Below are 12,164 nucleotides of genomic sequence, written 5' to 3' on the forward strand. Positions count from 1 at the left end.
GTTCCCCACCACCTTGGACGCGTTGGAGGAGCGGGCCGGCGCGTCCGGACTGTGGCCGCTGATGACCGCGTACCTGGGCATACGCTCGCGGGTCTTCGACGACTTCCTCACCGGCGCCGCCCGCGACGGCGTACGGCAGATCGTCATCCTCGCCTCGGGGCTCGACACCCGCCCCTTCCGGCTGGAGTGGCCGGCCGGTGTCCGCTGCTTCGAGCTGGATCAGCCGCTGGTGCTCGACTTCAAGCTGGCCGTCCTGGAGGAGCGCGGAGCCGCGGCTTCCTGCGCGCACACCCCCGTACGCGCGGACCTGCGTGAGGACTGGGCGTCCGCGCTCGAAGAGGCGGGTTTCGACGCCACGCTGCCCACCGCCTGGCTGGCGGAGGGCCTGCTGCCGTATCTGCCGCCGGAAGCGGACGAGCAGCTGTTCAAGGAGGTCGACCGCCTCTCCGCTTCCGGCAGCCGCCTCGCGGTCGAGCACGTCTCGGCCGTCGAGGAGATGGCCGGTGACGCGCTGGTGCGCGACGGCGGCGCGGCCCTCGGCATCGACCTGCCCTCGCTGCTGCCCGACGGCAGCAAGCGCAGTCCGCGGGACCAACTGGCCTCCCTCGGCTGGCGGTACGACGAGTGTTCCGTCCTGGAGTCGGCGCGTCGCCTGGGCCGGCCGCTGGAGTCCGCACCCCGGCTGATGGAACACATGTTCCACGCTTTCGCGCAGCGTCCTTGAGGCGGTGCGCGCCGGTGAGGAGCTGCGTTGCGCTGCCCCTCACCGGCACGCACGCCCTCCCCGGTGCTCCCGCGCAGGAGCCGTCCGGCGGCGAAAGGGGCTGCCCTCTCATCCGTTCGTGTGATCGACTGGGCGGGTGGAAGCTCTCTGGGCGAGTGTCATCGCAGTGGTGGGAACGCTGCTCGGTTCCGTGATCACCCATGTCTTCCAGCGCCTCGCCTCCCAGCGCGGGGAGGACTTCGCGCGCGCGGAGGCGCTCCGCCAGGAACGGGTGGCCATTTTCAGCGCGTTCGCCGCGGCGGCGGAGGACTACCGGCGTGGCCAGGCCGACCGTTGGTACCGCAAGAAGGAGGACCGCGACAGCGCGGAGTACGTCACCGCGCGCGACGAGGCGCACCGTCTGCGGACCGTGGCCAGGCAGGAGTTGTACCGGGTCAGACTGGTGACCGACCGCAGGGACGTGCAGTCGGCCGCCGTCAAGGCCTACGACTGCACGCGGGATGTCTCCAAAGCCACCGACCAGGAGGGTCACGACACCAGGGACGCCGCGGCGAAGGAGGGCATCGAGGCGTTCGTCGTCGCCGCCGCGCCCCTGGTGCGGTGATCCGCTCCGCGGTCACCGTCCGTTCGGCTGCTCGGGCTGCCGCTGGGTGAGCGGCGCCGCGATGTCCTCGAGACCGCGGCGCTCCGCCGGCACCGCGAGGGCGACGGCGACGAGCCCGGCCGCCGTCATCAGCCCCGCTCCGATCTGGAAGGCGAGCGCGGTGTCCCCCACGACGCCGGTTTCGGTGAGCTGAGCGAAGATCATCGGGCCGCTGATGCCGCCCGCAGCGGTGCCGACGGCGTAGAAGAAGGCGATGGCCAGGGCGCGGGTCTCCATCGGGAAGACCTCACTGACCGTCAGGTAGGCCGAGCTCGCACCGGCCGAGGCGAAGAAGAGGACGGCGCACCAGCAGGCGGTGAGGGTGGCGGCGCTCAGCCGGCCGGCATCGAACAGCCATGCGGTGCCGAACAGCAGGACACCCGAGAGCAGGTACGTCCCCGAGATCATCAGCCGTCGGCCCAGGGTGTCGAACAGCCGGCCCAGCAGCAGGGGCCCGCAGAAGTTGCTCGCGGCGATGACGGCGTAGAAGTAGCCGGTCCGGCCCGAGTCCACGTCGAAGAAGGTGATCAGGATGGTGCCGAAACCGAAGGTGATGGCGTTGTAGAGGAACGCCTGCCCGAGGAAGAGGGCCAGGCCGAGCACGGCGCGCTTGGGATAGCGCGTGAAGATGGCGTGGGCGATGAGGCCGAAGCCCACCGCCTTGCGCTGGTGAATGGTGATCTGCCCCGCGGGCGGCGGCAGCTCCTCACCGCGGTGCGCGACGGTCTCCCGTTCCGCCCGGCGCACCAACTGCTCTGCGGTCTTCCCGTGGCCGTGGATGAACAGCCAGCGCGGGCTCTCCGGCACGTGGCGCCGCACCAGGAGGATCACCAGCCCGAGGACGACGCCCAGCGCGAAGGTGAGCCGCCAGCCGAGGTTCGCGGGGAAGATGTCCTCGTCCAGCATCACGATGGACAGCAGCGCGCCGCCGGCCGCACCGAGCCAGAAGCTGCCGTTGATGATGACGTCGACCTGGCCGCGGTACTTGGACGGGATCAGCTCGTCGATGGCGGAGTTGATGGCGGCGTACTCGCCGCCGATGCCGAAGCCGGTGAGAAAGCGGAAGAGGAAGAACCACCAGCTCTCGAACGAGAGCGCGGTCATGGCGGTGGCCCCCAGATAGACCGCCAGGGTGATCATGAAGAGTTTCTTGCGCCCCCACCGGTCGGTCAGCCAGCCGAAGAACAGCGCGCCCGAACAGGCCCCGGCCACGTACAAGGCCGCGGCCAGCCCGCTGACCTGGCCCGCGGTGATGTCCAGGCCGCTGTCCGACTCGGCGAGCCTGCCGGCGACGTTGCCGACGACCGTCACTTCGAGGCCGTCCAGGATCCAGACGGTGCCGAGCCCGATGACGATCATCCAGTGCCAGCGCGACCAGGGAAGACGGTCGAGCCGTGCGGGCACGTCCGTGGTGACCGTGCCCTCTTCGACTCCTTCACCCATGCCGCCCGGCGGCTTGTTGTCGGCCATGCACCTACCCTCCGTTCCGACGCGTGCTCAAGGCTGCATTGCAGGTCCCCTCGGAGGGCGGCTTCACTCGTCCCGCCGGTATCCGATCAGGTCAGCGGCCCCCCTCACCGGTACCCGCAGCCGGCCGTGGCGTCCCGGCCGCCGGGTCCGTTCGGGTCGTCCCCCGCGCGCGTCCACACCGCTGCCGTCCGGTGCCTGGAGGAGGCCTCCGGGGGACCGCGGGCGGCCGGAAGGCCGGAAGGAGGCCTCGGTTAGTGTCGGCGTGTGGAGATCCCCCGCCTGCTCGACGGCCGGCTGAAGTTCCGGCACCTGCTGCTCGTGGACGCCCTCGTGCGGCAGGGCACGGTCGTCGGTGCCGCCGCCGAGCTGCACGTGACGCAGCCCGCCGCGACCCGGAGCCTCCACGAGCTGGAGGACATCCTGGGCGTGCCGCTGTTCGAACGGGGGCCGCGCGGCGTCACGGCGACCGTGTTCGGGCAGGCGTTCACCCAGCACGCGCGTGCGGTGCTGGCGCAGCTCAACCAGGCGGGCCGGCACGTGGTGGAGCTGGCGGAGGCCGACCGCGGAACGGCGGTCGTCGGCACACACCTTGCCGGATCGAACGTCCTGCTGCCCCGAGCCATCGCCGCGCTGAAGCGCGAGCACCCCTACCTGACCGTCGTCGTGCGGGAAGCCACGCCCGAAGCGCTGCTGCTGGACCTGGAGGCCGGGCGCGTCGACATGATCGTCGGCCGGCTGACCGCGCCCTCCGGCGAGGGCATGCTGCGCCGCACGCTGTACGACGAGTCCGTGGAACTGGTCGTCGGCGCCTCCCACGCGCTCGCCGCCAGGGCCGAGGTCACGCTGACCGAGCTGCTGGACCACCCGTGGATCGTGCCGGGACCGCAGACCGTGCTGCGCCGCGAGGTGGAGGAGCTGTTCGCCCGCAGCGGTCTGGGGCTGCCGCACAACCGGGTGGAGACCACGTCCTTCCTCACGGTCCGCCAGTTGCTGCTGGAGACCGACGTGGTGGCCGTGCTCCCCGGCCTGATCGTCCGGGACGACACCCGGCTCGCCCGGCTGCCGGTCCGTCTGGAGCAGGTCGGGCACAGCGTCGGGCTGACCGTCTCGGCAACCCGTACGCTGAGCCCGTCCGCGCAGGCGCTGATCCGCAGCCTGGAGGAGACGGCCGCCCACATGACGCCTCCGCACGTGTCGGGGGCGGACGCCGGTGCGTCAGGGGCGGAGCACCCCTGACGCACCGGCGTGGCATCACAGTCCCAGGTAGTGCTCGGCGTTGCCCCGCATGATGCGGTGCCGAACGTCCTGGTCCAGGCTCGGGCTCTCGCGCACGACCCGGCCCGCCGGGCGCTCGCCCAGCGGATAGGGGTAGTCGCTGCCCACCATGACCCGGTCGGCGCCCACCGTGTCGACCAGCAGCCGCAGGGCGCGGTCGTCGAAGACGACCGAGTCCACAAAGAAGCGGCCCAGGTAGTGCGAGGGCGGGTGCTCGGAGGTGCCGATGACGTCGTTGCGCCCGTGCCAGGCGTTCTCCATCCGGCCCAGCCAGAAGGCGAACGACCCGCCGCCGTGCGCGAAGCAGATCCTCAGCCGCTCGTCGACCCGGTCGAAGACTCCGCCGAGGATCAGCGCCAGGATCGACAGGTGCGTCTCCGCCGGCATGGCCGTCAGCCACTGGGCCATCCACCGGTCCAGCCGCGGTGAGCTGGCCATGTCCCAGGGGTGCACGAAGACGGGGACGTCGAGCGAGGCGCAGTGCTGGAGGAAGGTGACGACGCCCTCGCTGTCGAGGTCGAGATCGCCGACGTGGTTGCCGATCTCGACCCCCCGGTGCCCGTTCGCGACGCTGCGCTCCAGCTCGCGGCAGGCGGCGTCCGGGTCCTGGAGCGGCACCTGGCAGAAGGGCACGAGCCGGTCCGCGGCCGGTGCCGTGATCTCCAGGGCCAGGTCGTTGAAGATCCGGGCGATCCGCGCGGCCTGCCGTCCTGTGCGCCCGTAGTGGAAGAACACCGGCGTGGGGGAGACCACTTGGGTTCGCACCCCGTCGGCGTCCATGTCCCGCAGTCTGGTCTCGGCGTCCCAGCAGTCGGCCTGGACGCGGCGGAACTCCCGGGACCCCACCATGATCATGGCGTCGGCCTCGGACTCGATCCGCAGCCACGGCGCCCCGGGCCCGGCGTCGGCCGACAGGTCGGGCCACCCCCGGGGCACGTAGTGGGTGTGGACGTCGATGATGTCCGTCACCGCTCAGCCCTTCCCGGGGTGCACGGCACCGCATCGGGGGCAGACACGTGCCCGCTCGTCCTCGTAGAAGGCGCTGAAGACGGGCGGCAGGTCCGCCACGATGTCGCGGACCTGGAGTTCGGCCTCGTGGACCTGCGCGGAGCACTGCGGGCAGTACCAGAGGAACTTCTCCAGGGTGCCCTCCTCGCGGACCCGCTCGATGACCAGACCGATGGAGTCGGGGTCGGGGCGCTGCGGCGAGTGGGGCACGTTCCCGGGCAGGAGCCAGGCCTGCCCCTCGCGGATGTGCACCGTGCGCGGCCCTGACGGCGTCATGAGGTTGACGTGCATGTCCCCTCTGACCTGGTAGAACCACTCCTCGTACGGGTCGAGGTGGTAGTCGGTGCGCTGGTTGGGGCCGCCGACGATCTGGACGATGAAGTCCTTGCCCAGCGACATGGTGCGGTTGTTCACCGGCGGCTTGAGCAGGTGCTCGTGCGCGGCGATCCAGCCGCGGAAATCGATGACCTCGGGGAGGTCGGTCATGACGGCTCCTTCTCGGGGGAAGCGGCGGTGGGTGCGGTGGCGGCGCGGGGCAGGTGCGCCATGGCCTGGATCTCGATGAGCAGGTGCGGGTGCGGCAGTTGGTGCACCGCCACGGTGGTGCGCGTGGGGCCGCTCTCGTCGAAGAAGCGGCCGTAAACCTCGTTGTAGCCGCCGAAGTCGTTCATCGACACCAGGTAGGTGGTCAGCTGCACGATGTCCGAGAGCCCCGCGCCGACGTCGGCGAGGAGGTCGCGGAGGTTCTCGATCACCGCGCGGGTCTGCGCCCGGATGTCGAGGTTCGCCGTGCCCATCTCGTCGGTCTCGACGCCGACGAAGGTGTTGTCGGGGAGACGGGAACTCGTGCCGGAGACGAAGACGAAGTCCCCGGCGACTCTCACGTGCGGGAAGCGGCCCCGTGGGGTGGCCTTGCCCGCGACGACGCGCGCCTGGTCCATCACAGCCCCCGCACACCGACGGAGCCGAGCCCCGCCACGTCGCACCTGGTGACACCCGGCCCGAGCGGCACCGCCGCCGTGGCCGCGCCCGCGAGCACGATCTGCCCCGCGCCCAGCGGGATACGGCGCCGCCTGCACATGTCCAGCAGCGCGTGCAGGGCACGCACGGGGGAGCCGAGGATGGCGGCGGTCGAGCCGACGGCCTCCGTTCGCGGGCCCACCAGCCGCACGGCGCGGTTGGAGACGTCCTGCACGGGGCGCCAGGCGCCCAGCGCGTACCCGGCCGCAGAGGTGTTGTCCGCGACGACGTCCTCGTAGGTGAACCGGAAGTCGCGGTACCGGGAGTCGATGATCTCCAGCGCCGGGGCGACGGCGTCGACGCACCGCTCGATGTCCGCCGCGGGGTCGTCCGGGTCCACGTCGCGGCTCAGCCGGTAGGCGACCTCCGGCTCGACCTTCGGATGGATGAAGCGTGCCAGGTCGACCTCGCCACCGTCGGGGACGCGCATGGCATCGGTGAGGCGTCCGACGATGACGTCGCTGACACCCATCTGCGCCATCTTCGCCTTGCTGGTGAAGCCCAGCTTGACGCCGGTGACGCGTTCGCCGCGCGCCTCGCGCCGGGCCAGCAGTGCGGCCTGGATCGCGTACGCGTCGTCGAGGGCGAAGGTGTGGCTCTCGGCGAGGCTCGGCGTGTCGGCACAGCTCGTGAGGGCGGTGTCGAGCCGCCCGGCGAGTTCCTCCACGGTGTCGGCGGCGATCATCGGGCGCCCCCTTCGACGGCCTGCCCCGCGGCCTCCTGTCCCGCGGCCTCCTGCCGGGCGGCCAGGTCCAGTGCGATGTCCACGATCATGTCCTCCTGGCCGCCGACCATCTGGCGGCGGCCGATCTCGAGCAGGATGTCCCGGGTGTCGAGCCCGTAGCGCCGTGCGGCCCGTTCGGCGTGCAGTGCGAAGCTGGAGTACACCCCGGCGTAGCCGAGGGTGAGGGTCTCCCTGTCCACCTGGACGGGACGGTCACGCAGCGGGCGGACGAGTTCTTCGGCGGCGTCCTGGAGCGCGAACAGGTCGCAGCCGTGCTCCCAGCCGAGCAGGTCGGCCACGGCGACGAACGCCTCGGCGGGGCAGTTGCCCGCGCCCGCGCCCTGCCCGGCCAGCGCCACGTCCACCCGGGTCGCCCCGTGTTCGACGGCGGTCACGCTGTTGGCGACCGACAGGGACAGGTTCTCGTGCGCGTGGATGCCGACCCCGGTCTCCGCGTCCAGCGCCTGGCGGTACGCGTCGATCCGCTCGGCCACGTCCCGCATCGTCAGCCGGCCGCCCGAGTCGGTGACGTACACGCAGTGCGCGCCGTAGGACTCCATCAGCGCCGCCTGCCGGGCCAGTTCGGTGGGGGAGTTGAGGTGGCTCATCATCAGGAAGCCGGACACGTCCATGCCCTTCTCCCGCGCCCAGGCGATGTGCTGGGCCGCCACGTCGGCCTCGGTGCAGTGGGTGGCGACGCGGACGCTGCGCACCCCCAGGTCCCAGGCGCGCCGCAGGTGGTCGACGGTGCCGATGCCGGGCAGCAGCAGGGTCGTCAGTGTGGCGTGCTCCAGGACGTCGGCCGCCGCCTCGATCCACTCCTCGTCGGTGTGCGCGCCGAATCCGTAGGTGGCGCTGGAGCCGCCGAGCCCGTCGCCGTGTGCGACCTCGACGGCGGCGACTCCGGCCGCCTCGACGGCGGCGGCGATCGCTCGTACCTGGTCGGTGGTGTAGGCGTGGCCCATGGCGTGCATGCCGTCCCGCAGGGTCACGTCCTGGACGTAGAGCTTCATGCCGGCTTCACCCATCCTCGTAGTGCGGCGGTCTTCTCGGCGGTGCGGACGGCGGCGGCCGTCATGATGTCGAGGTTTCCTGCGTAGTCGGGCAGGTAGTGACCTGCGCCCCGCACTTCGAGGAAGACCGACACCCGCACGCCGGTGACCCGCCGGCCCAGCGCGGGCACGAGGGCGTCCTCGACGGGGTCGAACTGCACGTCCTGCTTGAGCCGGTAGCCGGGCACGTACTCCTGTACGGCCTCGGTCATCCGCCGTACCGAGTCCGAGATCCGCTCCCGCGTGCCGTCGTCCAGCGGCGAGGCGAGAAGGCAGTAGACGGTGTCGCGCATCACCAGCGGCGGCTCGGCCGGGTTGAGGACGATGATCGCCTTGCCGGCCTCGGCGCCGCCGACCGTGCGGATGGCCTCGCTCGTCGTCCGGGTGAACTCGTCGATGTTGGCGCGCGTGCCGGGACCGGCCGAGCGGGAGGAGAGGGAGGCGACGATCTCGCCGTAGGCGACGGGCACGATCCGGGAGACGGCCGCGACGACGGGCACGGTGGCCTGTCCTCCGCAGGTCACCATGTTGACGTCCTCGGCGCCCAGCTGGGCCTCCAGGTTGACCGGCGGGACGACGAACGGGCCGAGCGCCGCCGGGGTCAGGTCGATCATCAGCTTCCCGTGCCGCCGGGCGATCTCGGCGTTGCGCGGGTGCGCTTTGGCGGACGTCGCGTCGAAGACCACCCGTACGTCGGCGAACTCGGGCAGTGCCGCCAGCCCGTCGATGCCCTCGTGCGTGGTGGCCACCCCCAGCCTGGTGGCACGGGCGAGCCCGTCCGAGTCCGGGTCGATGCCGGCCATCGCGCTCATCCGCAGGCACGGCGAGTGCCGCAGCACCTTGATCATCAGGTCGGTTCCGATGTTGCCCGAGCCGATGACGGCGACGGGCACGGTGCCGTCGGTCTTGGTGGTCCCGGCGCTCATGCCTCCCCCTCCCGTGCGTCCTCGATGACGGCCTCGACCTCGCCCATGCCGTCCAGCTCAAGCCGGTAGCGGCACGGTCCCGTGACCGGCACCATCGGCCCGAGCGCGCCGGACATCACCACGTCGCCGGCCCGCAGCGGCAGGCCGCGCCGCACCATCTCGCGGGCCAGCCAGGCGACGGCCACCACGGGGGAGCCCAGGCAGGCGTGCCCCGCGCCGAAGGAGACGGGTTCGCCGTCGCGGGACAGGCACATCCCGGTGCGGGCGAGGTCGCGCCCGGCCAACTCATGCGGTGTGGTGCCCAGGACGACCGCACCGCTGGAGGCGTTGTCGGCGACGGTGTCCGTCAGGGCCAGGTCCCAGCCGGCGACGCGCGAGTCGACGATCTCGATGGCGGGCAGCACGAACTCGGTGGCGCACAGCACGTCGGCCACGCTCGCGCCGGGCAGGTCGAGGTCGCGCCCGAGCACGAACGCGATCTCCCCCTCGGCGCGCGGCTGGAGGAACCGGTCGAGGGGCAGCGGCTCGGTGTGCGCGTAGAGCATGTCGTCGAAGAGCAGGCCGAAGTCGGGCTGGAAGACGCCGAACTGCTGCTGCACGGTGCGCGCGGTCAGACCGATCTTGGCGCCCGCACGGCGCGCGCCCGCCCGCACGCGGGCGTCGGTGAGGCGGCGCTGCACGGCATAGGCCGCGTCCACGTCGGTGGCGCCCAGGTACTCGCGTACGGGCGGGCACGGGGTGCGCGTCCGGGCGGCGGTGGTCAGGGCCGTTGCGGCGGCGTCGATCCGCGCCGCCGCGCCGGTGGCGCCGGAGGGTGGTGGGGTCTCGGGAAGGGGGGATTCACTCACAGGTGCACGCACACATTCGTCGGTTCGGTGTAGAAGTGCAGGGAGGAGGCGCCGCCCTCGCGGCCGATGCCGGAGAGCCCGACGCCGCCGAAGGGCGAGCGCAGGTCGCGCAGGAACCAGGTGTTGACCCAGGCCATGCCCACGTTCATCGCCTGCGCGACGCGGTGCCCGCGCGTGAGGTCGCTGGTCCAGACCGAGGCGGCGAGCCCGTAGTCGGTGTCGTTGGCCAGCGCGACGGCCTCCTCCTCGGTATCGAAGGGGATCAGCGCGGCGACGGGGCCGAAGATCTCCTCGCGCACGGGCCGGTCCGCGTGGGTCAGCCCCGTCCACAGCGTCGGTTCGATCCAGGAGCCGCCGTCCAGTTCCGCGCCCAGACGGGGGACGCCGCCGCCGGTGAGGACCTTCGCACCGGCCTGCTCGGCGAGCGCGAGGTAGCCGAGCACCTTGTCGCGGTGCGTCTGCGAGATCAGCGGTCCCGTGGTGGTCGCCTCGTCTCCCGGGTGGCCCAGCCGCCGCGAGCGGGCCCGTTCGGCCAGGCCGTCGGCGACGTCGGCGAACACCGACCGCTGCACATAGACCCGCTCCGTGCACAGGCACACCTGCCCGGTGTTGGCGAACACCGAGCGGGTCAGCCCGTCCAGCGTCTCGTCGAGGTCGGCGTCGGCGAAGACGAGCGCCGCGTTCTTGCCGCCGAGTTCGAAGGAGACCGGCCGCACGCGCGGGGCGACCGTCTTCATCACGTGCGCTCCGGTGGCCGACGATCCCGTGAAGGTGACGCCGTCGACGCCCGGGTGCGCCGTGAGGTGTTCGCCCGCCGAGTCGCCGCCGAAGCCGTGGACGACGTTGTAGGCGCCGGCCGGCAGCCCCGCGTCGGCCAGCACCTCGGCGAGCAGGGCGGCCGATCCCGGGGTCTGGTCGCTGGGCTTGACGACCACCGCGTTGCCGCAGGCGAGCGCGGGGGCGACCTTCCACGTCAGCAGGAGCAGCGGCAGGTTCCACGGCACGATGACCGCGACGACACCGAGCGGTTTGCGCACCGCGTAGTTGAGCGCCTGGTGCCCACCTGGCAGGTCGGTGACGAACGACTCCACTCCTGCGGCGGCGACCACGTCGGCGAAGGTGCGGAAGTTGGCGACGGCCCGTGCCACGTCCAGGTCGCGGGCCTGGGCGACGGGCTTGCCGGTGTCGGCGGTCTCCGCCGCGACGAACTCCTCGAAGCGCTCCTCGATCAGGTCGGCGGCGCGCCGCAGCACGGCGGTGCGTTCGCGCACCGGGGTGCGGGCCCAGGCGCCGGTGGCCTTCCTCGCCGCTGTCACGGCGCGGTCCACGAGGTGGTCGTCGGCCTCGTGGACGAGGGAGTGCACCACTCCGGTGGCCGGGTCGACGTTCTCGAAGCTGCGTTTCTCGTCGGGCTCGATGAAGCGCCCGGCGACGAAGTTGCGGATCCACCGCCCTGTCTGTGCCGTCATGGCTCCCACTCTGGAAGCCGGCACCATGCCGGACAAATGAAGTTTTCGCGGTGCGCCATAGCTGTTTCGGTATGGCTGCCGTCGGCGGCCGGTTATGCGCGGTCGGGTATGGCAGCAGCCGGATTCGGTATTTGTGTGTCATGTCTCACGGGGCCAGGGTCACCCCATGAGCAACCCCGACAGAGCCACCACCGGCAGAGCCACCACCGACACAGCCCCCCGGCAGAACCGCACTCGCCACGCTGGTCGGAACCACCCTGGAGTGGTACGACTTCTTCCTTACGGCACCGCCGCCGCGTGGTGCGCGGTGTTCTTCCCCCTGCTCGACACCGGGCAGGCGGCGCTCGCCGTCCTGGCACTCGCCGGGATGGGGCTGGTCATCCCCGTGACCCACTGCGTGCAGGGCAGCATCATCGCCGACACCTTTCCCGTCCACGTCCGCTACTCGGGTTCCTCGCTGATCCTGCAGGCCGGTGCGATCCTCGGCGGAGGACTGGCGCCGATGATCTCCACCGCGCTGCTCGGCTCCGGCGGCTCCTCGACCGGCGTCACCTGGTACCTGGTGGCCCTCTGCGGGGGCAGCCTCGTCGGCGCGGCGGCGCTCTTCCGCCTGGTCCCCGAGGAGGCGGCGAAGGCCGCCGCCCTCCCCGAACGCGGAGGTGAGGCATGGACGACAAGCCGGTGATCAGGTCGGGGCCGATCCGGTACGCCACGGCGGAGCGCTTCGCGCCGCCCCGCCCGCGGCCCCGTCACGAGACCGCCCCTGCGGGTGGCCGGATCTGCCCCCAACCGCCCTCCCGGCTCGACGCGGTGATGGGCCCGCCGCACGACCGCCGTCCGCAGAGCGAGGACTGCCTGCACCTGACCGTCACCACGCCCGCCGTCCCTGGCGGGCGTGGTGACGGTCAGGTGCAGGCAGTCCTCGCTCTGCGGACGGCGGTCGTGCGGCGGGCCCATCACCGCGTCGAGCCGGGAGGGCGGTTGGGGGCAGATCCGGCCACCCGC

12 protein-coding genes and 2 pseudogenes are annotated in these 12,164 nt (G+C 72.0%); 5 read left to right on the forward strand and 9 right to left on the reverse strand.

Going from position 1 to position 12,164, the window contains the following annotated elements; genetic code table 11:
• A partial coding sequence (locus AB8Z75_RS22750) for an SAM-dependent methyltransferase (RefSeq protein WP_369204872.1) occupies nucleotides 1-724 on the forward strand: 724 nt, incomplete at its 5' end.
• 136 nt (nucleotides 725-860) lie between these two features.
• Complete coding sequence (locus tag AB8Z75_RS22755; RefSeq protein ID WP_369204874.1) at nucleotides 861-1,328, forward strand: hypothetical protein; 468 nt, start codon at nucleotides 861-863, stop codon at nucleotides 1,326-1,328.
• A gap of 12 nt (nucleotides 1,329-1,340) precedes the next feature.
• Here AB8Z75_RS22755 and AB8Z75_RS22760 read toward each other — a convergent pair whose 3' ends face one another.
• Nucleotides 1,341-2,837, reverse strand: coding sequence for an MFS transporter (locus tag AB8Z75_RS22760; protein WP_369204876.1), 1,497 nt, complete (start codon nucleotides 2,835-2,837; stop codon nucleotides 1,341-1,343).
• Nucleotides 2,838-3,101: 264 nt separating this feature from the next.
• Between AB8Z75_RS22760 and AB8Z75_RS22765 the strand changes: the two genes are divergently transcribed.
• On the forward strand, nucleotides 3,102-4,073 hold the full coding sequence (locus AB8Z75_RS22765; protein WP_369204878.1) for a LysR substrate-binding domain-containing protein: 972 nt from the start codon (nucleotides 3,102-3,104) through the stop codon (nucleotides 4,071-4,073).
• A 15-nt stretch (nucleotides 4,074-4,088) separates the two neighbouring features.
• Here AB8Z75_RS22765 and AB8Z75_RS22770 read toward each other — a convergent pair whose 3' ends face one another.
• Genes AB8Z75_RS22770 through AB8Z75_RS22805 form a run of 8 tightly spaced genes read right to left on the reverse strand, consistent with a single transcriptional unit; the run spans nucleotide 4,089 to nucleotide 11,159 of the window.
• A complete protein-coding gene (locus AB8Z75_RS22770) occupies nucleotides 4,089-5,081 on the reverse strand; it encodes an amidohydrolase family protein (protein WP_369204880.1) in 993 nt (330 codons plus the stop codon).
• A 3-nt stretch (nucleotides 5,082-5,084) separates the two neighbouring features.
• Nucleotides 5,085-5,606: a 3-hydroxyanthranilate 3,4-dioxygenase gene (locus tag AB8Z75_RS22775; protein WP_369204882.1), complete on the reverse strand. Its 522-nt coding sequence runs from the start codon at nucleotides 5,604-5,606 to the stop codon at nucleotides 5,085-5,087.
• A complete protein-coding gene (locus AB8Z75_RS22780; protein ID WP_369204884.1) occupies nucleotides 5,603-6,061 on the reverse strand; it encodes a RidA family protein in 459 nt (152 codons plus the stop codon). Before AB8Z75_RS22780 ends, AB8Z75_RS22775 begins: the two co-directional genes overlap by 4 nt.
• Complete coding sequence (locus AB8Z75_RS22785) at nucleotides 6,061-6,825, reverse strand: 2-keto-4-pentenoate hydratase (RefSeq protein ID WP_369204885.1); 765 nt, start codon at nucleotides 6,823-6,825, stop codon at nucleotides 6,061-6,063. Before AB8Z75_RS22785 ends, AB8Z75_RS22780 begins: the two co-directional genes overlap by 1 nt.
• Nucleotides 6,822-7,877 carry a 4-hydroxy-2-oxovalerate aldolase gene (gene dmpG, locus AB8Z75_RS22790; protein WP_369204893.1) on the reverse strand — a complete coding sequence of 352 codons (1,056 nt, stop codon included), beginning with the start codon at nucleotides 7,875-7,877 and terminating at the stop codon, nucleotides 6,822-6,824. The genes AB8Z75_RS22785 and dmpG overlap by 4 nt, the downstream gene beginning before the upstream one ends.
• A complete protein-coding gene (locus AB8Z75_RS22795) occupies nucleotides 7,874-8,842 on the reverse strand; it encodes an acetaldehyde dehydrogenase (acetylating) (protein ID WP_369204887.1) in 969 nt (322 codons plus the stop codon). The genes dmpG and AB8Z75_RS22795 overlap by 4 nt, the downstream gene beginning before the upstream one ends.
• On the reverse strand, nucleotides 8,839-9,690 hold the full coding sequence (locus AB8Z75_RS22800) for a 2-keto-4-pentenoate hydratase (RefSeq protein WP_369204889.1): 852 nt from the start codon (nucleotides 9,688-9,690) through the stop codon (nucleotides 8,839-8,841). Before AB8Z75_RS22800 ends, AB8Z75_RS22795 begins: the two co-directional genes overlap by 4 nt.
• On the reverse strand, nucleotides 9,687-11,159 hold the full coding sequence (locus AB8Z75_RS22805; protein WP_369204891.1) for a 2-hydroxymuconic semialdehyde dehydrogenase: 1,473 nt from the start codon (nucleotides 11,157-11,159) through the stop codon (nucleotides 9,687-9,689). The genes AB8Z75_RS22800 and AB8Z75_RS22805 overlap by 4 nt, the downstream gene beginning before the upstream one ends.
• A 298-nt stretch (nucleotides 11,160-11,457) precedes the next feature.
• Between AB8Z75_RS22805 and AB8Z75_RS22810 the strand changes: the two are divergent.
• Nucleotides 11,458-11,844, forward strand: a pseudogene (locus tag AB8Z75_RS22810) (MFS transporter); the annotation flags it as partial.
• Nucleotides 11,826-12,164 (forward strand): annotated as a pseudogene (locus tag AB8Z75_RS22815) (hypothetical protein); the annotation flags it as partial. The pseudogenes AB8Z75_RS22810 and AB8Z75_RS22815, both read left to right, overlap by 19 nt.

The sequence above is a fragment of the Streptomyces sp. PU-14G genome (assembly GCF_041028275.1).
In the GTDB taxonomy this organism is placed as follows: domain Bacteria; phylum Actinomycetota; class Actinomycetes; order Streptomycetales; family Streptomycetaceae; genus Streptomyces.

What these genes read in the sequence shown, in the direction of transcription:
- AB8Z75_RS22760 (WP_369204876.1), bottom strand. Translation starts at nt 2,837, where the DNA reads ATGGCCGACAACAAGCCGCCGGGCGGCATGGGTGAAGGAGTCGAAGAG.
- AB8Z75_RS22775 (WP_369204882.1), bottom strand. Translation starts at nt 5,606, where the DNA reads ATGACCGACCTCCCCGAGGTCATCGATTTCCGCGGCTGGATCGCCGCG.
- AB8Z75_RS22780 (WP_369204884.1), bottom strand. Translation starts at nt 6,061, where the DNA reads ATGGACCAGGCGCGCGTCGTCGCGGGCAAGGCCACCCCACGGGGCCGC.
- AB8Z75_RS22785 (WP_369204885.1), bottom strand. Translation starts at nt 6,825, where the DNA reads ATGATCGCCGCCGACACCGTGGAGGAACTCGCCGGGCGGCTCGACACC.
- dmpG (WP_369204893.1), bottom strand. Translation starts at nt 7,877, where the DNA reads ATGAAGCTCTACGTCCAGGACGTGACCCTGCGGGACGGCATGCACGCC.
- AB8Z75_RS22795 (WP_369204887.1), bottom strand. Translation starts at nt 8,842, where the DNA reads ATGAGCGCCGGGACCACCAAGACCGACGGCACCGTGCCCGTCGCCGTC.
- AB8Z75_RS22805 (WP_369204891.1), bottom strand. Translation starts at nt 11,159, where the DNA reads ATGACGGCACAGACAGGGCGGTGGATCCGCAACTTCGTCGCCGGGCGC.